The organism is Thiomicrorhabdus heinhorstiae (genome assembly GCF_013391765.2).
In the GTDB taxonomy this organism is placed as follows: domain Bacteria; phylum Pseudomonadota; class Gammaproteobacteria; order Thiomicrospirales; family Thiomicrospiraceae; genus Thiomicrorhabdus; species Thiomicrorhabdus heinhorstiae.
The window spans coordinates 20691-39174 of record NZ_JACBGI020000005.1 but is presented as its reverse complement, the minus strand read 5'-3'; the positions used below and the strand labels follow the sequence as shown (position 1 = coordinate 39174).

Genomic DNA, 18484 nt, shown 5'->3' with positions numbered 1-18484 from the left:
TAATTTTTCAGGAAATTGTCTCTTTTTCCGTCTCTGATTCAGTCTCCGGAACCGGCTCAACAAATTTATAGCCGACTCCGTACACCGAATGAATCCATTCGGCTTCACCGAAAGCGGCGGCCAATTTTTGACGCAACTTCTTGATGTGGCTATCAATGGTTCGATCGGAGACGATACGATGGTCATGGTAGATATTATCGATCAGCTGGGCTCGCGATAAGATCCGGCCCGGCGTTTCAGACAGAGCCCGCAGAATCTCGAATTCGACCGCAGACAAATCGGCATCCACACCGGCGTAATGAACCTGATAGCGCTCTTCGTCCAGCTGCCAATAACTCTGCTGTTCCACGGCCGGTTGCGCCCGGCGCAATAGCGCCTTGACGCGAGCAACCACTTCGCGCGGACTAAAGGGTTTGCACATATAATCGTCGGCACCAAGTTCCAGTCCGAGAATACGGTCAATCTCTTCCACACGGGCGGTCAGCATCATAATCGGCACCTGACTGAATTTACGGATCGCCTGACACAATTGCATACCGTCGGCATCGGGCAGCATGACATCCAGCAGCACCAGATCGACCGGATGCTGCTTCAGCCAGCTTTCAACTTCGCTACCATGATCGAAATAGACGGTTTCATAGCCGTGGCTCTGCAAATATTCCACCAAAATATCGGCAATTTTATGCTCGTCCTCGACAATTAAAATAACCTGCTTACTCATTCCGCCTCCTTCGTCGCGATGGGCAGCTCAATATTAACCTCTAAACCACCCAGTTCGGAAGAACTCAATAGTATCTTTCCGCCGTGCGCTTCAACGATTCTGCGCACAATCGCCAGCCCCAATCCCGCACCGCCGGAACGGCGATTACGCGATGGCTCGGTCCGGAAAAAACGTTCGGTCAGTTTAAGCAAATGCTCTTCCGCAACACCGGGGGAACTGTCGGCGATACGCAAAGTCAAAACACCGTCTTGCTTGTGTAAGGCCACTCGAATTTCACCGGCTCTGCCGCTACTCTGCCGAGCATCGGTGTAATTAATCGAATTCTGCAACAAATTATTCAACATCTGCGTTAAACGCGCCTCGTCTCCTTTAACCCAAAGCACGTCATCTACCGTCGCTAAACTAAGCTGCAATCCCTTCGAATCGCAGGCATGACGTTGCGACGAAACAACCTGATCAAGCAGTGAGTTAAAATTGAGGCACTTCATGCGATACTGCAACGCGCCGACGTCACTTAAACTCAACTGATACAGGTCTTCAATCAAACGGTTCAATAAAGCAACTTCATCCGACAGTTTCTGCAGATTTTCACTATTCAGCGGGCGAATGCCGTCACGCATGGCTTCGATCGAACCGCTTAACACCGTCAAGGGCGTCCGCAATTCGTGCGAAATGTCGGCGATCCACTGATTGCGACTGTTTTGTGCCGCTTGCAGCGTTTTAGACAAATAGTTGAAATCGCGTTGCAAAGCCCCGAATTCATCACTGCGATCGGTCGGTAAACGCCGGGCAAAATCGCCCGCAGCCAAGGCTTTTAATGCATCGGTAAGCTGTCGGATCGGCGTCAAAAAATGATTGGCCAAAGGCCATAACAACAGCAGCGCCAGCAAGGTGATCAGCACCGCCCCCTGACTGAGCATTTTCGACTGGGTTTCCGCAAATTCGATATCGGCGCGTTCGGTCAGAGCCTTTAAATGATGATAGCCAAGTTGTGCGACCACATGATCCCCGTCACTCACAAGAATACGCATGGCGGTTGGTTCCAGTGAAGGGCCGTAAACCAGTCGACCTTTACCGTCCAATAAACTGACACGACTTTCAAATTCGTCTGGCGGCGGTGCACGACGATTCGCACGATGTTTCAAAATGAATTCCATCGGAATCGAGTTCTGCGTCAGATCGATACGGTGCGATAAATTCAGGAGTTTTAACCAGACCCTTTCCGGTATCTGATCGGCCTTCTCGGTCGGCACATCCTGCAGGTAAACCTGAAGATTATTCTTTAGTCGCTGCAAGCGCTGCTGATCTCTTTGATCGACATATTGCAGCATGGTGGTGTGCAAGACATACTGATTGCTCCAGATCAGAGCCCCCAGGACCAGAAAACCGAACAGCAGTAGAAACGCAGTCAGTTTTAAACGTATGCCCATAGTCCCTCTCTATATAAATCTCAGTCAATATCTCCTGTTACTTTAATAGATTTAAATGGCTAGAAGTTGCAAAAAGCATGCAATTTGAACACTATTCATTTCTGTGCGCGGCGATAAAATCGGTATAAGAATCACGAATGTCATACTGCTGCAGATGACGGTGCGCATGCTTGCCCCACTTTTTGCATTGAGCCGGATCCTGCAGAGCTTCCGCCAGATTCTGCACCCAAACATCAAGATCGTCGGCCTTGAGCACCAAACCGCTTTCCTGATCGTCTACCAGACTTTGCGGACCGCCGACATCAGAAACAAGGCAGCCCAGACCACTGGCTTGAGCTTCCATGACCACCTGTCCGAGCGTATCCGTCACCGACGGAAAAATAAACAATTCAGAACTGGCGTAGAGCTGCGACAGCGTTTCTCCGACCACCGGGCCTAAAAAATAGATATGCTCGGCTCGCAAACGGTCCGCCCATTTACGGTAACGCCCTTCGCCGATAAGCACCAGATCGGCCTGAATCTGCGGGAATTGCTCTCTTAAAGCCTGCCAGACATCCACCAGAAACGGAATATTTTTTTCGACATTAATCCGTCCGACATACAACACCTTCGGACGTTTACCCGCCAGACCGTACTGATTCCAGACTTCCGGATCGCGATGACGGGGATGAAATTTTTGCAGATCGGTTCCCGGAGCCAATACCGAGGTTTTCGCATAATCCAAACCAATATCGTGCGCCATGATTTCCCGGTAGGCTTCGGAGCGCGAAAATACATGTTCGAAATCTTTATAGAAGCGCGCCATAATCCGGTCGGTATAGCGCTTGATCGTCAGCAAACCGCTCAGGTCGTACAAATAGGCGGGAAAGTCGGTGTGGTAGGTTCCGATCAGACGGAAGCCCATTTTCTGCGCGATATTTTTGGCCCGCCAACCGAAAGGACCGGGAGTGGAGATATGCACCCAATCAGGCCGGATCGCCTGTAACAGTTGCTCAATCTGTTTTTTACCGCAGTAGACCAGATCAAGTTCCTGATAGAACGGCATCGGCATCCGCCAAACATAAGGAAGGTTATGAATATAATCCGCTTGCGGCAAAGTCTTGGCCGTTGACGTCACCAGATGCAACTCAACCTCTTCGCCCTGCATAGCCGCTTCGTTGGCCAAAGCACCCATATCCTGAATAAAGCGGGTCACCCCGTTCAGATCGCCCAAGGTATCGGTAAACAGACAGATTTTCATGCTCAAGCTCCGTGACAGACATTTTTCACAATTCAGCGGAGCTTAACTGTTTTTACCGGGCGACCCTTTTAAGCATTTATGACAAAGCCTTGCCGATGATTTTTAGCAGCTTTGAAGAGAGTTCGCTCTTACTGGATTGCGGAAGGGCAAGTGTTTCTGAAGCACTGATCACGGTTAAGCGGTTATCGTCACGCTCAAAGCCCAGTCCCTGACCAACCTGATTGGCGCAGATCATATCGAGTTTTTTTCGGCTTAACTTATCTCTCGCATAGCTCTCCACATTTTCCGTTTCGGCGGCAAAACCGACGACAAACGGCTTATCCTGCTGCGCCGTAACCCAAGCGACAATATCCGGATTCTTAACCAGATTCAGGCTCATGGAATCGACATCGTTCTGCTTCTTAAGCTTCTGCTCTGCCATCTGTTCGACTCTGAAATCGGCAACGGCCGCCGCACTGATAAAACAATCCGCAGCGGCATAGTACTTCTGCACTTCGGCAAACATCTGTTCGGCACTGCGCACATCGATGCGCTCCACACCAAACGGTGTCGGCAAGCTGACCGGTCCAGAGATCAAAGTCACTTCGGCTCCGGCGCACGCTGCCGCTTCGGCAATAGCATAGCCCATTTTTCCGGAACTGCGATTACCGATAAAACGTACCGGATCGATATCTTCATAAGTCGGACCGGCGGTGATTAACAAACGGCGCTGCTTCCATAACTGTGCATTGGCGAGCAGCTCGGCCTGTCGATCTTGCAAAGAGGCCTGAAAAGCTTCAACTGCAACTAAAATGTCTTCCGGTTCAGGCATGCGTCCTTCGCCGATTTCTCCGCAGGCCTGCTCTCCGCTGCCGGGTTGCAAAACCTCAAATCCCCTTGCTTTCAAAACGGCGATATTTTCTTGTGTGGCCTGATTAGCCCACATCAGACGATTCATTGCCGGTGCCAGCATAATTGGGCGATCGGTAGCGAGACACAAGGTTGTCAGCAGGTCGTCGGCACGTCCCATTCTCAATTTTGCCAAGGTTTCTGCTGTAGCCGGCGCTATGACGATCTGATCGGCCCAGCGTGCCAGCTCGATATGCCCCATCCCCGCTTCCTGGTTGGCGTCGAACAGACTATCGCGCACCGGATTGCCGGATAACGCCTGAAAGGATAACGGCTGAATAAACTCCTTGGCTCCTTCGGTCATTACCACCTGTACTTGATAACCTGCTTTGACGAACAAGCGGGTCAATAACAGTGATTTATACGCGGCAATCCCGCCGCTGACGCCCAATAGAATTTTCATTTTGCATTCAGGTTCGATTGTTAAAGTGCCTATTATGATACTGCGAAACACCTGATAAACCGTGATTTCTTTTAGAAACCATGCATGAACTTCGCTCGCTTAACTTGACGGAAAACCTTATGAACGCGATACGTTTTAGTCTGACCATTTTTATTTTGCTGTTCTTAATCGCCGCGGTCGATATCGTCTACGATTGGGAAGAACGCGGAACCATGACCACGCATATCTGGGTCGAAATCGGCATGGGGTTATTAAGCCTGAGTGCCTTTGCGGTGTTGATGGCCTATTCTTGGAAACAGAAAAACCAACTGCAGACAACACAGCAGGATTTGACCGAGACGCAAATCGAACTCGATTCCCTGGCGCAGCAGAGTGAACGTTTACAGTCTAAATTTTCCAGCCTGATTCAGAACCAATTCAATACCTGGCGTCTGACGGAAAGCGAGAAAGAAGTTGCTTTGCTACTTCTAAAAGGACTCAGTTTGGAAGAAATCGCCCAGATCCGCGAAACTAAACAGAAAACCGTACGGCAGCAGGCTTCCAACCTGTATAAAAAAGCCGGCCTGAGCGGTCGTCATGAATTAACAGCCTTCTTTTTTGAAGATCTGCTAACCCCGTAATAACCGCCGGCCGTAAGGGAAGACGCGTAATGAAACTCAGAGAGTTAAAATTACGCAAAGGTGTCGGAGAAGAGATTTCCACTCCAATTAAACATATCCTGATAATTTCGCGTGCTTGGTGCAGACGATTTTGGATAGTTTGCGCCGGAAACCAGCAGCATCTGCCCCTTGTCGCTGCGATATTCGTAGACAGCCGTCAACCATGAAGCCTCGGTTCTGGAAACCGGGCTATAGCAAGCCGAATTGGTTTTCGGCGCCGGATCCGGAGCGATACCGTTAAGCGAACGCAAAATGGCATCGGCGCAGACTTTCGCTTCCGAGTTTCCGATATGCCCAGCCTTAGGCATGGCCGTACCCTGGGCATCACCGATGATATGAATATTGCTCGCTACCGTCGACTCGTAGCTCAACGGATTAACAGGCGCCCAATTTCCCTGATTGACTCCGGCCAGGAACACCAGCTCGCCGGCTCTCTGGTTCGGAATCACATTCAGAACATCCGCCTGTAGATTCTGTGTGGTGGCGCCGTCAATCTGATAGGAAACAATTTTCTGGTCGGAATCGACAGCAACCACTTCGGCATTCGGAATATAGCTAATGCCGTATTCGCTAAATTTCTGTCCGAAGGTATCGGCTTCAACCGTGATTGCAGAGTTCTGATCCAGAACCGTCACTTGAACATTCAATCCTTTGGCGTTCAGCAGATAGTCCGCTACCACGCACGCACGCTCATAAGGTCCCGGAGGACAGCGATACGGCGCCTTGGGAATGGTCATCACAAAGTGTCCGCCATCACCGATAGCCTCAATCTGAGACTTCAATAGATCAGTCTGGGCTCCTGCTTTCCAAGCGTGTGGAACCTTATCGTAATCCAAACCGGCAATCTCGATAAAATCGATTCCCGGAGCCAGCACCAGACGGTCGTAAACCAGGCTCTGCCCTCCGGCAAGGCTAACCGTTTGCGTGGTTTTATCCACCGCCGTAACTCGGTCGTGCACAATGTTGATATTATATTTCTGGCCTAAGGTCTGATAGCTGAAGCTCAGATCAGACACACTCTTCTGACCGTTCAACACCAGATTACTTAAAATCGGAGATACATAGGTTGAGTTGATTTCGACCAGCGTCACATCAACGCTGCTTCCGCCCCATTTTTTGAGATACTTGCTCAAGGTCGCACCGGAAAAGCCTCCGCCGACCACTACGACGTGCGGACGTTCCGCAGCAAAAGCCGTGGTATGTTTCAATGCGGAGAAACCGACACCTAGCCCAAGCAACTTAAGCAGATGTCTACGTGAAAATTGAGTTTGCTTATTCATTGCGATTCTCCCTTAGTTCCCGCTTAGCCATTCAGCCAAAGCCTGACGCTCTTCGTCGGTATAACCGATGGCTTGAGCACCCATAATATGCGCCGTCGAGTACTCGTTCATTTCTTCGATGATCTCGGACGAATCACCGCTCTCTTCACGAATACTGTCCCAGCTGGTGGTCGAATAGCCGTCTGTACCGTGACACTGGGCACATTGCGATGCCAATAAACGACCTTTTTGAACGGTGTATTCGGTCACAGGCGTAGTGGTATCCGGAGTGGTTGTAGTGTCGTCTTCATAGCCGTCATTATCGACATCACGGTCATAATCATCTTCTACGCCGTCTTCATCCTGATCATTGGCGTGATCTTCATCCTGGTCATCCGGATAGCCGTCGTTATCATCGTCGTCGTCTTCACTGTTAAAATAGCCGTCGTTATCGTCATCTTCATAGACATTCGGAATACCGTCACCATCCGAATCCAGCGCATCATAACTAGGATCAGCGACCGCTTCCGCATCGTCCGGCAGTGTGACTTCAAACGGCTCGTCGATTACTCCGTCACCGTTTGAATCGATGATTTTGCTGGGATCCATTTCCAAAGCGACAAAACCGAGAGCCAAATCCCCTTTTAGATTCAAAACATCACCGCTGGTGGTACCTTCGATAAAGCGGATCGGCGAAATAACACGCGTTGCCGTATCATCTTCATTGGTCGTCATTACCACGTGGCAGTCCAAACCGCTAGGTACTTGAATCGAGAAAGGATGTTCCGAGGTGCCGTTGTCGGTTGAATTGGTGCGGTAATAGAGTCCGCCGGTGCAAAACAGCTCGATTACAGTACCGGGAACCGTCCCACTCAGCGTATAAGACGTCGTTGAGGTTGACGAAGTCGTACTGTCACCGCCTCCTCCGCAAGCACTCAACAGCGCCGCCATCACCGGCACAAGAACGCTTCCTTTTAAAGAATGAATTCTGGTTTTCATTTTGCTATTCGCTCCTTAGCCTAAAACAGGCGTTAAATCATATTTATCGGCCGTTTACTAAAAACTTTAGCGCCATTTTCCTGTCGGATTTGCCGCTAAAAAATCGACAGACCACAGTCGGAAAAATCGCACGTTCCGATTCAATGAGATTGATTGCAGACTAACAAAAGAAATTGGGTGCAAACAGGCGACATATGTCTTTTTAGACATATGTCCCATACAGATAAAGTATTGATTTAATTAGAAAGGCATTTCTATAACGAAGAATTAGAAGTATCGCTCAAGCGATCAAGATCGGCGAAAGCAAACGGTCTCCCGCGCTCGTTAACCGCCACCCCGATGGTTTTTGCCTGCAGCATCACTTTATGATCCGCTTGCCGACAAATGGTTTGCAGAAAGGCATATTGAATTTTGGAAACCTTCTCGACGCCGACCTGAATATAGAAATCGTCACCGGGCTTTAACGATGCTTTGTAATCCAACTCGGCTCGAATCACCATTAAATGAATTCCCTGACGGGCCAGATCAACAAAATCGACACCCGATTCCAATAAAAACTGGTGACGACTATGCTCTAAATAGTTCTGGTAAACCGCATTATTCACCACTCCTTGAATGTCACACTCGTAATCGCGGACCTGCATTTTGACACTAAACATTGAAAACCTACGAAAATTTACTTAAAATAAAACATCAGTCGAAACACGGATTATCTTACTATGAGCATTCGTGATTGGCACGAAAATGACCGTCCGCGTGAAAAACTGCTCCGATTCGGTGCCGGCAGTCTCAGCGATGCTGAGTTGCTGGCCATTTTTTTACGTGTCGGCATTAAAGGACAAAGTGCCGTAGCCTTGGCGGAAAATTTGCTCACTCACTTCCAGACCCTTCCGGCCCTTCTTAACGCCTCCGAAGCGGAATTTTGCCAAGCCAAAGGACTCGGTCAGGCCAAATACGTTCAACTTCAAGCAGTTCTGGAAATGTCCAAGCGTCATTTCGAGTCCGGCTTGCAAAGCGGCGAAACTTTGAGTGATCCTCATAGCGTTGCCCGCTATCTCGAATATCATATCGGACACAGCCAGAGAGAGCGTTTCGGTATTCTTCTGCTGAATCAGCAACACCAAATGATCCGTTACGTCACTCTGTTTGAAGGTACCTTAAACCAGGCCACCGTTCATCCACGCGAAATATTGAAACTCGCTCTGGATGAAAATGCCGCTGCCGTCATTCTCGCACACAACCATCCTTCAGGAGACCCGACACCCAGTCAAGCGGACATCAAGCTGACCGAAGCGATTGGCGAAGCCCTTCGACTGGTCGATATTCGTTGTCTGGATCACCTTATTATCGGCGACAAAGGGCGCTGGCACTCTATGGCACAACAGCGACAAATGCCGTCCTAAGCGGACGACCGACGAAAGCTTGAAAGATCCTTTCATGATATTTCTAACATTTTCGGATGATTTCCCTACTGCAAACGTGTTTAATATGGAGAAAGTTTCTTTCGGCCGACTTCTTGGGTGATTTTGAGATCGTTTTACACTATGCACGTATTCCCTCGACGATTTTACTGGTTCTTTATCTGGCTTTTTCTTGCAAGCCATGTAGCTTTGGCTGCAGATAATACGTCACCGAAAGCCTCCGAATCCTGGGTTGAGAGCCAGACTGTCGACACCCTCAGCCAAGAGCTCAAACAAGCGGATCAACTCTCCGACGACCAAAAACAGAGCCTGTCCTCACAACTGGATAACGCAAACAACTGGATTATCGAATCCCGACAATCGCAGCAAACCCTGCTCCAGCTTGAACAGAGCCTCGCTAAAGCAGCCATAACCATCAAAGAACAGCAAGAGGCGCAGAAGACCTTACAAAACCGCTTAAAAAATCCTCCCGAGGAAGCACCCGTCGAACTAAATGCCTTAATTAGTGCACTGCATACCGCTAATGATGAACTCGACGAAGCAGACAGTAATCTGCTTAACTGGGACAGTACGCTCAATCAATATCTTTCTATGGCAACCGATGGTGCCAACCAGCAAAACCAGATGGAAAGCATCATCACCCAGCTGAAGGAAGGGGCCGAAAAAATCCAGACCGAGGGAGCCTCAGATCTAAATCTCGCTATACAGAATCTGGCATTAAAAGCGCGCTTGCAGGCGTTGGAAACCAGCCTGCAATTGATCAACTTTCAGATGGATAACCTTGGCCGCTTAACCGAGTTGGCCCAAGTACAGCGCGATTATTGGGCTACTCGTAAAGCGCTGGCGCAAAAGAACAGCGAACAACTGCAAGTACAGCTACAAACGCTGAAAACCGCCGAGGCCGAGCAGGCCCTCAAGGAAACCATTGCAACCGGAATAGGTGCACAGAATCCGCTCTACCCGGTGCAGCAGAACATCATCAGTCAACAGAAAGAAAAAGCCGATTTAATTCGTCTTGAGCAACAGATCGGTCAGAAAATCAATGCCAGCAACGATGCGATTGCGACCATTAAGCTGCATTTTTCCAGGGATAAACAGATTGTTGCCCTGCAAGGATCGCGTGAAACCATTGCGCAGGTATTGCACAAACGCCTGGAAACCCTGACGGCATTTGAAGTCTCACAGCGCGAGATATCCAGAACCAAAGACCGTATCAATGAAGCCGTTCTGAACCAGCTATTGCTGAGCGAAAAATTACGCGAGCTGCAACAGCGCACCACCGAAGAACTATTGATAGAACAACTTGGACCAAGCGGATACCAGCTAAGTTTGGATTCCGAAGGCAAACCGGGCAAAATTGCGCTGGACTTGATTAATCAATATGTACAGAGTGCAAAAGATCTGCAAAACCTGTATCCGGGTTATATCAGTAAACTGGCGGAACTCAACGCCACCTACAACCAACAGCTTGAGCAGGTCAACAGCTATAGCCGTTTTCTCAACGACCACCTGCTATGGCTGCCGAATATCGGCCTGATCGACCTTCTTAAAGCGCAGAACCTGCAAGACAGCCTGAATTGGCTGCTATCGTTCGACAAAATCGCTGCTCTCAGCAAAGACAGTTACCAGGTCGCCGCGAATTATTTGCCGCAGATCATTCTATGGCTACTCATTCTAGTCGCGCTGTTGCTTGGACGCCGACGCTTTATCGCTGCTCAGAGCCATCTGGCACTCCAGCTGGCCTCGATCCGTACCGACGCATTCCGTTACAGTCTGCAAGCACTTACCTATACCTTGCTTCTGGCGCTTCCTTTACCGTGGTTCATGCTGGTTGCCGGCAAACTTCTCAGCCTGTCGGATCAGGCGCACGATTTCACAACCGGAGTCAGCAACGGCTTATTGGATGCCGGTTTACTGGTACTGGTTCTGAATATCTTGAAAGAAGTCTGCCGAAAAGATGGGTTGGCCGAGCGCCATTTTCACTGGAAAGAGAGCGTTCGCAGCAGCCTGCAACGAGAACTGCGCTGGGCGATTCCCCTCGGAGCCTTATTGATACTTGCCGTTGACGTCACAACCGACTCCAGCGGCCCTGCCGACACCCAGTTGATCGGCCGCATTGCCTTCCTGGGTCTGATGATTGCGTTTACCCTGCTGATTTATCGCCTGTGGAGTGGTAAGAGCCTGATCATGCGCGATTTTAAAAACAGTCAACAGCACGCTGCTTGGCTGCAACTGCACTTTATCTGGTTCCCTCTGAGTTTGATGTTCCCGTTACTGATGATCTGGAGCACGGCTTATGGCTATTATTACTCGTCGCTAGTCGTCGCCGATAAAATCAACTGGACTCTAGCAACCGTTCTGTCCCTGTATTTAATACGCGAGCTTTTCCTGCGCAGTCTGTACCTTTCCGAGCGCAAACAGCTGTATGCCGAACACCTGCAAAAACGTCAAGCACAACTGGCGCAACAGAAAGAAAATGCTCCTGCGAGCGAGCTGCCGATTCCCGAAGAGCCGGAAATGGATTACGAGAAGCTCAGCAAGCAAGTGCGCCAAGCACTGAATCTGAGTTTTATACTGGCGTTTATCGCCGCGGCATGGATGACCTGGGGAGACCTGATTTCGGCTCTTAACTTAATCAATGACACACCACTTTCGATCACCAAATCGCAAATTATCGATGGCGTTGTACAGCAAGTGCCTCTTACATTGGGCGATCTTATAATCGGTATCGCTTTAGGGGCCATGACATTACTGCTTTCCAAGGATCTTCCTGGACTTCTGGAGTATCTATTACTGCAACACCTGCCGATCAGCCGTGCTGCGCGCTATGCAATTACGTCACTGACCCAGTATTTGATCGCGATTATCGGCTTTGTGGTGATCTTCCGTTCTCTCGGTATCGAATGGTCTAATATTCAATGGCTGGTAGCGGCTCTCTCGGTCGGTCTCGGTTTCGGCTTGCAGGAAATTGTCGCTAACTTCGTCAGCGGGATCATTCTATTATTCGAACAGCCGATGCGGGTCGGCGACATCGTAACCGTCGATGACGTTACAGGAAAAGTTTCGAAAATCCGCATTCGTGCCACGACCATCGTTACCTGGGATCGTCAGGAACTGGTTATCCCCAATAAGCAGATTATTACCGGTAAATTCATCAACTGGTCCCTGTCGGACTCGGTGACCCGCATTAAAATCGATGTCGGCATCGCTTACGGCAGCGATGTGAACCTGGCACAGAAACTGATCAAAGAAACCGCTACCAGTCATCATCTGGTCTTAAAAGAACCGGAACCATCAGTCATATTCGACGGTTTCGGCGACAGTGCTCTTCTCTTATCGCTACGCGCCTATATCGATGACTTGGAAAAACTTCTCCAAACCCGCTCCGAATTGAACAATGCAATCAACGATACGCTTAACAGAGCCGGCATAGTGATCGCCTTCCCGCAACAGGATGTACATTTCGACACCACCCAACCGCTTGAGATTCACCTAAACCGAAAACCCGCAGGCAAAACTTCTGACAACAAAGAAAATTAAGGAGCCGATCACCGGCTCTTTTTCTCCCCACATATCCGTGATCGCCTCTTTAGCTTACGCACAAAACATTATTGCCATTCCAATCATTGCAAGCCCTGTATAAACAAGACTTGGTGTTTCATAAAACCGCCAAGTAACTGACATTTTTCTGCAACATTTCATGATTAAGATTCCCTTAAATTTTTATTCAATACTTCTTCATACTTCATTTAGGGGCTATTCCAACATGAAACTTAACAAACTACATTTAGCGTTAGCTGCTGCAGCTGCGGGTGTATCTCTTTCTCTGGTCGGTTGCAATACCACAGATACGACAGAAACAGCTGATTCTTCAGTCAGTGAAATTCAATTCACAGAACTAAGTGCACCAACTGACGAAGTTCAAAAAAACCTGATTCGCTCTTCTGACAGTGCAACAATCAATGATGAAGAGATGCAAATTGGCTACAACACTCTGTTGCGTACCGGTGATGTAGATAATGGTGAAACATTTGGTTTGGCTAAAGATTACCAAGACCAGGCAGTTATCGAAGCGGATGGTTCAAACTACATCTGTAACGGTACCGATGACGGCGTCGGTTCAGGTCTTGACCACGTCAGCATCTTGGATAAAGACGGCAAAATTTACATGGTATCTCAGTTCGAGTGTGCTACCGGTGCCATGTACATGAATGAGTTGGAAAAATCTTCTGACGGATCTCTTAGCCTTGTTCCAGGTTCTCTTAAATTCGTTAGCCAGAAAGAAGGTTTCGGTGGCTGGGTTCACTGTGCGGGTATGACAACTCCATGGCAAACTCACCTTGGTTCTGAAGAGTATGAGCCAAACGCAAAAGACCCTTCAACCAACGGTTACTACAACGACGTAACAACCAGCTTCTGGAACGGCGATCAAACCAAAAACAACCCTTACTACTATGGTTGGACGCCTGAAGTCGACGTTGATGCAAACGGCAATCCTGTTTATACCAAACACTACACTATGGGCCGTATGGCGCACGAACTAGCGTATGTTATGCCAGATGAAAAAACCGTTTATCTAAGTGACGACGGTACCAACGTTGGTTTATTCATGTTTATCGCCGACACGGCTAAAGACCTTTCTGCCGGTACACTTTACGCAGCGAAATGGAACCAAACAGCCGATAACGACATCGGTGGTGAAGCTGAGCTAACCTGGATCAATCTAGGTCACACCGACAATGCGTCAATCAAAAGCCTGCTTGACCCGGATAACGACATCACAACTGCTGACGGTATTACTTTCGCAAATGTATTCTCAGCGGAAACACCTGTTTCAGGTGCTTGCCCAACAGCTGGATTCACTTACATCAACACCGCCAATGGTGAAGAGTGTTTGCAACTTCAAGACATCAACGGTGACAGCACTGTGGATGCAGGCGACATCGCTCTGGCTTCTCGTCTAGAAACTCGCCGTATGGCAGCTATGGAAGGTGCAACGACTGAATTCCGTAAAGAAGAAGGTATCACCTTTAATGCAACTGACAACCAGCTTTACATCGCTATGTCAGAAGTTCGTAAAGGTATGACTGATGGTACAGGCGACATCCAACTAACCGAAAACAAATGTGGTGCGGTTTACGCTCTGGATGTTGAAGGTTCAATCAAAGATACTGACGGTGCCGACATCGCTTCTGAATTTGTTGCGATCAACATGAACGGACTAGTTGGCGGTAACTATTTAGCATCTGCCGATGCTGATGGCAACACTTGTGACATCAACGGCATTGCTCAACCTGATAACGTTGCTTATATCGACGGTACCAACACCCTGATCATCGGTGAAGATACCTCTGCGCATAACAACGACATGGTTTGGGCTTACAACATCAAATCTGGTGAGTTGACTCGTATTGCACACACTCCTTACGGTTCGGAAACAACTTCTCCATACTGGTACAACATTGACGGTAACGGTTATATCACTCTAACCAACCAGCACCCTTACGGTGAAGGCGGACCTCGTGCATATGACAAACCATTCGGAGCTGAAATCCGTTCTGAAATCGGTTATATCGGACCGTTCGATACTTCTAGCATGAAATAATCATTGTCAATCAATGATTAACAAGGCGCACGACTTCGTGCGCCTTTTTTATACCAGTCACATCTACAAGTTTTTCGGTAAGGGTGTGGGAAAAACACTTCCTTTACCAAAAAAATACATGAGGCACTATATGAACCGTTTCTTCCGCCTGGCGACGTTCCCGTTAATCGCAACGATGGCTGCTTGTTCTAACTCAGAACAGACGCAAATTCAAATCCCGCTGCTGGACAACCATGTCCAAAATACGGAAGCCGCCTATATTCCGCTACAGTGTTACACCAAAACCCAAGGAATGAATGACAAAATTCATAATCCCTGCTTTAGCTGTCACACGCCGGGAAAAATTCCGAATTACTTAGATGATTCGGAGTTTCAAATGCTCTACGACTTCAGAGAAACCACCCGTAAAAACCCGTGGATCAATGCCTTTAAAGACCGCACAAATGCCGTTGCCCAAATCTCTGACGAGCAAATGCAATCTTATGTGCAAACCAGCAATTACTTCGATCAGCACGGTAATTTAACTCTAGCCGAAACCTTAACCAAAGCGCTGCCGGACGAATGGGACTTCAACCATGACGGCCAGTGGGAAGGCTATGTTCCGGACATCTATTTCAATTTTGATAACGAAGGTTTCGACCGAAATCCAAACGGTGCCGACACGGGATGGCGCGCTTTCGCTTACTATCCTTTCCTTGGGACTTTCTGGCCGACTAACGGCAGCTCAAATGATGTCATCATCCGTTTAGCGCCGGAATATCAGCAAGACAAGCAAGGACAATACAGTCGGGAGATATACAAGCTGAACCTGGCCATCACCGAAGCCATGATTCGCGAAAAAAACATCCCAATTAAAGAAACCGACGAAACGCTCTACCAGGTTGACCTTAATAAAAACGGCCGTTTGGATAAAGCCACCGAGATCGTCTACAACTGGGCACCGCTTGAACAGCGTTTTATGAGCTATGTCGGAAAAGCCAAAGAACTGTTTGACAGCAAAGAAATCACTATGGCTGCCGGCCTCTATCCGATGGGCACCGAGTTCGTCCATACGGTTCGCTATGTCGACGTCGACCAAAACGGCAAGCTAACGCTGGCCAAGCGCATCAAGGAACTCAGATACGCCAAAAAATATTCATGGAATACTTACTTCCAGTTGCGAAACGCCGTGATGGCAGAAGAAAAAGAAGCCGTCGGTTTCCCTGAGCGCCTCAGAACGATCAAGGGCAATGCCGAAACCGGCGTCAGCAATAACCAAGGCTGGGTCTATCAAGGATTTATCGAAGACCGCAAAGGCAGCCTGAGACCGCAAAGCTACGAGGAGTCATTGACTTGCGTCGGTTGCCATTCTGGTGTCGGTGCAACAACAGACTCAAGCTTTGCATTCCCGAGAAAACTCAATGCGGATAAATTCCAACACGGCTGGTATCACTGGACACAGAAGTACATCCAGAAACTGCCGGAACCGCAGTGGTTGGACGGTACCTATGAATACTCGAAGTACCTGGTCGAAAACCACTCCGGTAACGAATTCCGTAACAATGATGAAGTGCAGAACAAGTTCTTTGATAAAAACGATCAGCTGAAGCAGTCCGAAATCGAACGCTTACATCAGGACATCAGCCTGCTTTTGGCTCCAAGCAGAGAAAGAGCGATGCAACTGAATAAAGCCTATAAAGTGATCGTTGATGAGCAAAGCTTCATTTACGGGCGAGATGCACATGTAAAACCGCTTGAAAATGTATGGGACGTCGTTCCCGAAGAAGAACTGACCGGAGTAAAAGAACCGGTGATCAGACAGCCGCTAAGATAGGAAAGCACGGTCAAAGCCAATACTGGAGCGGGATTCACTTACAAACACAATAAAACGGTTGGAATCACTTGCAATTTCAACTGTTTTCATGGATAATTCCGCGTTCTTATTTATCGGCCTCGTGTATAGCCATTAAATATAGAAATATTCGAATATTTTTATTTCATGGGATTCTTAGCGATGTGAAGTCGTTTAAGAGTTCGAAACTACTAGAAGGGATTGAGAAATGTCTAGAGTATGCCAAGTAACAGGAAAGCGTCCTGTAGTCGGTAACAATGTTTCCCACTCTCACCGTAAAACTCGTCGTCGTTTCTTGCCAAACCTGCACACGCACCGTTTTTGGTTAGAAGCTGAAAGCCGTTTTGTAAAACTTCGCGTATCAACAGCTGGTATGCGTATCATCGACAAGAATGGTATTGACGCTGTGATCGCTGATATGCGTTCACGTGGTGAGAAGGTCTAAGGAGACTAACCATGCGCGATAAGATCAAACTAAAGTCCACTGAGTCTGCTTATTACTACACTACTGATAAGAATAAGAAGAACATGGCAGGAAAATTCGAGATCAAGAAATACGATCCAGTCGTTCGTAAACACGTCTTGTTCAAAGAAGCCAAAATCAAATAAGTCTTACCAAGATGGATTTGAGAGAACCCGGTTCAAAAGACCGGGTTTTTTTATGCCTGAAAACCAGACATCAAATCTTTCTTAAGCTGGCAAAACTCCGTAGAGATGCTGTTTTGCATAACGCATTGCCGGAGGAATCGTGTCGAAAAAACCGCCCTGACTTTTCTCTTCCGACTCTCTCTTACACTGATAAGCCTCTTCCGGACTATCAAACACGGCTATGACCTGTCCGTTTTTTAAAATGGCAAAATCATCACCAAGGCATTCTACCTGATAGATTGAAGTTTCCATTGTGCGCCCCCTTTCCGCCCTGGCGGAAGTAATTTATTGAGGAGCCGTTTGTTTTTTATAGCCCCTGTATTTTATGTAACGGCCGGTAAATCATTTTTCGTAATTCTCACTCCCGACCTGTAAAAAGTGTCTAACAAATTGTATGCCTATTCGGGCATAAATTAGGTGACGCATTTTCAACACCACAGTGACATTTTGTTTACAATGCCAGACTACAAATAGCAAATACCGGAAAACAGCCATGCCTGAATTACCCGAAGTCGAAACCACCCGGCGAGGGATTGAACCCGCTTGCGAAAATGCTCTCATTCAACAAGTCGTGCTTCGCGCACCCAAATTACGCTGGGAAATCGAGCCCGGACTCCCGCAGATTCTTGCCGGGCAAAAAATACTCAAGGCAGGACGCCGCGGTAAATATCTGCTGCTGTACACTCCGGTTGGCATTTTGCTGATCCATCTGGGAATGTCGGGAACCTTGCGTGTTCTCGATCATGCCACACCGGCGAAAAAACATGACCATGTGGATATCTTGTTGGCAAGTGGAAAACTTCTGCGCCTGAATGACCCTCGTCGCTTCGGGGCGGTTTTGTGGCACCCGGTAGAAAAAGGCGATATTGACCAACACCCCTTACTCGGCAAGCTGGCTCCGGAACCTCTAAGCGAGGCCTTTAATGCCGATTACTTCTATCAAAAAATTCATTCGCGCCGGGTTGCGATCAAAAGCCTGGTGATGACCAGTGAAATCGTTGTCGGCGCCGGAAATATCTATGCCAATGAATCCCTGTTCCTGAGCGGCATTCATCCACAAACGCCCGGCAATCAACTAAGTAAAGCGCAATGCGCAACTCTAGTTGAAAATATTAAGAAGGTACTGGAAAAGGCGATTCGTCAGGGTGGAACGACACTGAAGGATTTCATGAGCCCGGACGGCAAGCCCGGCTATTTCGTACAGGAATTAAATGTCTACGGACGCGAGGGAGAGGCTTGTCCGCACTGCGGCACGCCGATTGAAAAAGTGATTATCAACCAACGCGCCAGCTTCTTCTGTCCACAGTGCCAAAACTGACAGAATAATGACCATTGAAGCGACATGATTGCATCGAAAAAATAAATTCCTTAAGATGGTTC

Annotated in this window: 16 protein-coding genes; 8 read left to right on the top strand and 8 right to left on the bottom strand. The window is 48.3% G+C overall.

Going from position 1 to position 18484, the window contains the following annotated elements:
• Nucleotides 1-7: 7 nt before the first annotated feature.
• From H8792_RS04585 to coaBC, 4 genes are all read right to left on the bottom strand, one after another.
• A complete protein-coding gene (locus H8792_RS04585; protein WP_185977754.1) occupies nucleotides 8-721 on the bottom strand; it encodes a response regulator in 714 nt (237 codons plus the stop codon).
• Nucleotides 718-2151 carry an ATP-binding protein gene (locus H8792_RS04580; protein ID WP_185977753.1) on the bottom strand — a complete coding sequence of 478 codons (1434 nt, stop codon included), beginning with the start codon at nucleotides 2149-2151 and terminating at the stop codon, nucleotides 718-720. The genes H8792_RS04585 and H8792_RS04580 overlap by 4 nt, the downstream gene beginning before the upstream one ends.
• A 91-nt stretch (nucleotides 2152-2242) precedes the next feature.
• The gene (locus H8792_RS04575) at nucleotides 2243-3391 is read right to left on the bottom strand and encodes a glycosyltransferase family 4 protein (RefSeq protein ID WP_185977752.1); all 1149 of its coding nucleotides are present in this window, start codon (nucleotides 3389-3391) and stop codon (nucleotides 2243-2245) included.
• Between the two features lie 76 nt (nucleotides 3392-3467).
• Nucleotides 3468-4682 (bottom strand): bifunctional phosphopantothenoylcysteine decarboxylase/phosphopantothenate--cysteine ligase CoaBC, encoded by a 1215-nt coding sequence (gene coaBC, locus H8792_RS04570; protein WP_185977751.1) that lies wholly within the window; start codon nucleotides 4680-4682, stop codon nucleotides 3468-3470.
• Between the two features lie 119 nt (nucleotides 4683-4801).
• Here coaBC and H8792_RS04565 point away from each other — a divergent pair, with 119 nt between their 5' ends.
• Nucleotides 4802-5302, top strand: a complete 501-nt coding sequence (locus H8792_RS04565; protein ID WP_228766947.1) for a helix-turn-helix transcriptional regulator — start codon at nucleotides 4802-4804, stop codon at nucleotides 5300-5302.
• A 50-nt stretch (nucleotides 5303-5352) separates the two neighbouring features.
• On the opposite strand, the gene H8792_RS04560 is transcribed toward H8792_RS04565, so the two are convergent.
• From H8792_RS04560 to H8792_RS04550, 3 genes are all read right to left on the bottom strand, one after another.
• Nucleotides 5353-6621: an FAD-dependent oxidoreductase gene (locus H8792_RS04560; RefSeq protein WP_185977750.1), complete on the bottom strand. Its 1269-nt coding sequence runs from the start codon at nucleotides 6619-6621 to the stop codon at nucleotides 5353-5355.
• 12 nt (nucleotides 6622-6633) lie between these two features.
• Nucleotides 6634-7599, bottom strand: coding sequence for a c-type cytochrome (locus H8792_RS04555; RefSeq protein ID WP_185977749.1), 966 nt, complete (start codon nucleotides 7597-7599; stop codon nucleotides 6634-6636).
• Nucleotides 7600-7853: 254 nt separating this feature from the next.
• Nucleotides 7854-8258, bottom strand: coding sequence for an acyl-CoA thioesterase (locus H8792_RS04550; RefSeq protein ID WP_185977748.1), 405 nt, complete (start codon nucleotides 8256-8258; stop codon nucleotides 7854-7856).
• A gap of 60 nt (nucleotides 8259-8318) precedes the next feature.
• Between H8792_RS04550 and radC the strand changes: the two genes are divergently transcribed.
• From radC to rpmG, 6 genes are all read left to right on the top strand, one after another.
• On the top strand, nucleotides 8319-9002 hold the full coding sequence (gene radC / locus H8792_RS04545) for a RadC family protein (protein ID WP_185977747.1): 684 nt from the start codon (nucleotides 8319-8321) through the stop codon (nucleotides 9000-9002).
• Nucleotides 9003-9209: 207 nt separating this feature from the next.
• Entirely contained in the window at nucleotides 9210-12560 is a 3351-nt protein-coding gene (locus H8792_RS04540; protein WP_185977746.1) for a mechanosensitive ion channel domain-containing protein, read from the top strand.
• Nucleotides 12561-12786: 226 nt separating this feature from the next.
• Nucleotides 12787-14625 (top strand): PhoX family protein, encoded by a 1839-nt coding sequence (locus H8792_RS04535; protein WP_185977745.1) that lies wholly within the window; start codon nucleotides 12787-12789, stop codon nucleotides 14623-14625.
• A 118-nt stretch (nucleotides 14626-14743) separates the two neighbouring features.
• Complete coding sequence (locus H8792_RS04530; protein ID WP_228766946.1) at nucleotides 14744-16438, top strand: hypothetical protein; 1695 nt, start codon at nucleotides 14744-14746, stop codon at nucleotides 16436-16438.
• A gap of 226 nt (nucleotides 16439-16664) precedes the next feature.
• A complete protein-coding gene (gene rpmB, locus H8792_RS04525; protein ID WP_185977744.1) occupies nucleotides 16665-16901 on the top strand; it encodes a 50S ribosomal protein L28 in 237 nt (78 codons plus the stop codon).
• A gap of 11 nt (nucleotides 16902-16912) precedes the next feature.
• On the top strand, nucleotides 16913-17065 hold the full coding sequence (gene rpmG, locus H8792_RS04520; RefSeq protein WP_130538181.1) for a 50S ribosomal protein L33: 153 nt from the start codon (nucleotides 16913-16915) through the stop codon (nucleotides 17063-17065).
• Nucleotides 17066-17146: 81 nt separating this feature from the next.
• Here rpmG and H8792_RS04515 read toward each other — a convergent pair whose 3' ends face one another.
• A complete protein-coding gene (locus H8792_RS04515; protein ID WP_185977743.1) occupies nucleotides 17147-17356 on the bottom strand; it encodes a hypothetical protein in 210 nt (69 codons plus the stop codon).
• Between the two features lie 241 nt (nucleotides 17357-17597).
• Between H8792_RS04515 and mutM the strand changes: the two genes are divergently transcribed.
• Entirely contained in the window at nucleotides 17598-18422 is an 825-nt protein-coding gene (gene mutM, locus H8792_RS04510) for a bifunctional DNA-formamidopyrimidine glycosylase/DNA-(apurinic or apyrimidinic site) lyase (RefSeq protein WP_185977742.1), read from the top strand.
• Nucleotides 18423-18484 lie beyond the last annotated feature (62 nt).

What these genes read in the sequence shown, in the direction of transcription:
- H8792_RS04585 (WP_185977754.1), bottom strand. Translation starts at nt 721, where the DNA reads ATGAGTAAGCAGGTTATTTTAATTGTCGAGGACGAGCATAAAATTGCC.
- H8792_RS04580 (WP_185977753.1), bottom strand. Translation starts at nt 2,151, where the DNA reads ATGGGCATACGTTTAAAACTGACTGCGTTTCTACTGCTGTTCGGTTTT.
- H8792_RS04575 (WP_185977752.1), bottom strand. Translation starts at nt 3,391, where the DNA reads ATGAAAATCTGTCTGTTTACCGATACCTTGGGCGATCTGAACGGGGTG.
- coaBC (WP_185977751.1), bottom strand. Translation starts at nt 4,682, where the DNA reads ATGAAAATTCTATTGGGCGTCAGCGGCGGGATTGCCGCGTATAAATCA.
- H8792_RS04565 (WP_228766947.1), top strand. Translation starts at nt 4,802, where the DNA reads ATGAACGCGATACGTTTTAGTCTGACCATTTTTATTTTGCTGTTCTTA.
- H8792_RS04560 (WP_185977750.1), bottom strand. Translation starts at nt 6,621, where the DNA reads ATGAATAAGCAAACTCAATTTTCACGTAGACATCTGCTTAAGTTGCTT.
- H8792_RS04555 (WP_185977749.1), bottom strand. Translation starts at nt 7,599, where the DNA reads ATGAAAACCAGAATTCATTCTTTAAAAGGAAGCGTTCTTGTGCCGGTG.
- H8792_RS04550 (WP_185977748.1), bottom strand. Translation starts at nt 8,258, where the DNA reads ATGTTTAGTGTCAAAATGCAGGTCCGCGATTACGAGTGTGACATTCAA.
- radC (WP_185977747.1), top strand. Translation starts at nt 8,319, where the DNA reads ATGAGCATTCGTGATTGGCACGAAAATGACCGTCCGCGTGAAAAACTG.
- H8792_RS04535 (WP_185977745.1), top strand. Translation starts at nt 12,787, where the DNA reads ATGAAACTTAACAAACTACATTTAGCGTTAGCTGCTGCAGCTGCGGGT.
- H8792_RS04530 (WP_228766946.1), top strand. Translation starts at nt 14,744, where the DNA reads ATGAGGCACTATATGAACCGTTTCTTCCGCCTGGCGACGTTCCCGTTA.
- rpmB (WP_185977744.1), top strand. Translation starts at nt 16,665, where the DNA reads ATGTCTAGAGTATGCCAAGTAACAGGAAAGCGTCCTGTAGTCGGTAAC.
- rpmG (WP_130538181.1), top strand. Translation starts at nt 16,913, where the DNA reads ATGCGCGATAAGATCAAACTAAAGTCCACTGAGTCTGCTTATTACTAC.
- H8792_RS04515 (WP_185977743.1), bottom strand. Translation starts at nt 17,356, where the DNA reads ATGGAAACTTCAATCTATCAGGTAGAATGCCTTGGTGATGATTTTGCC.
- mutM (WP_185977742.1), top strand. Translation starts at nt 17,598, where the DNA reads ATGCCTGAATTACCCGAAGTCGAAACCACCCGGCGAGGGATTGAACCC.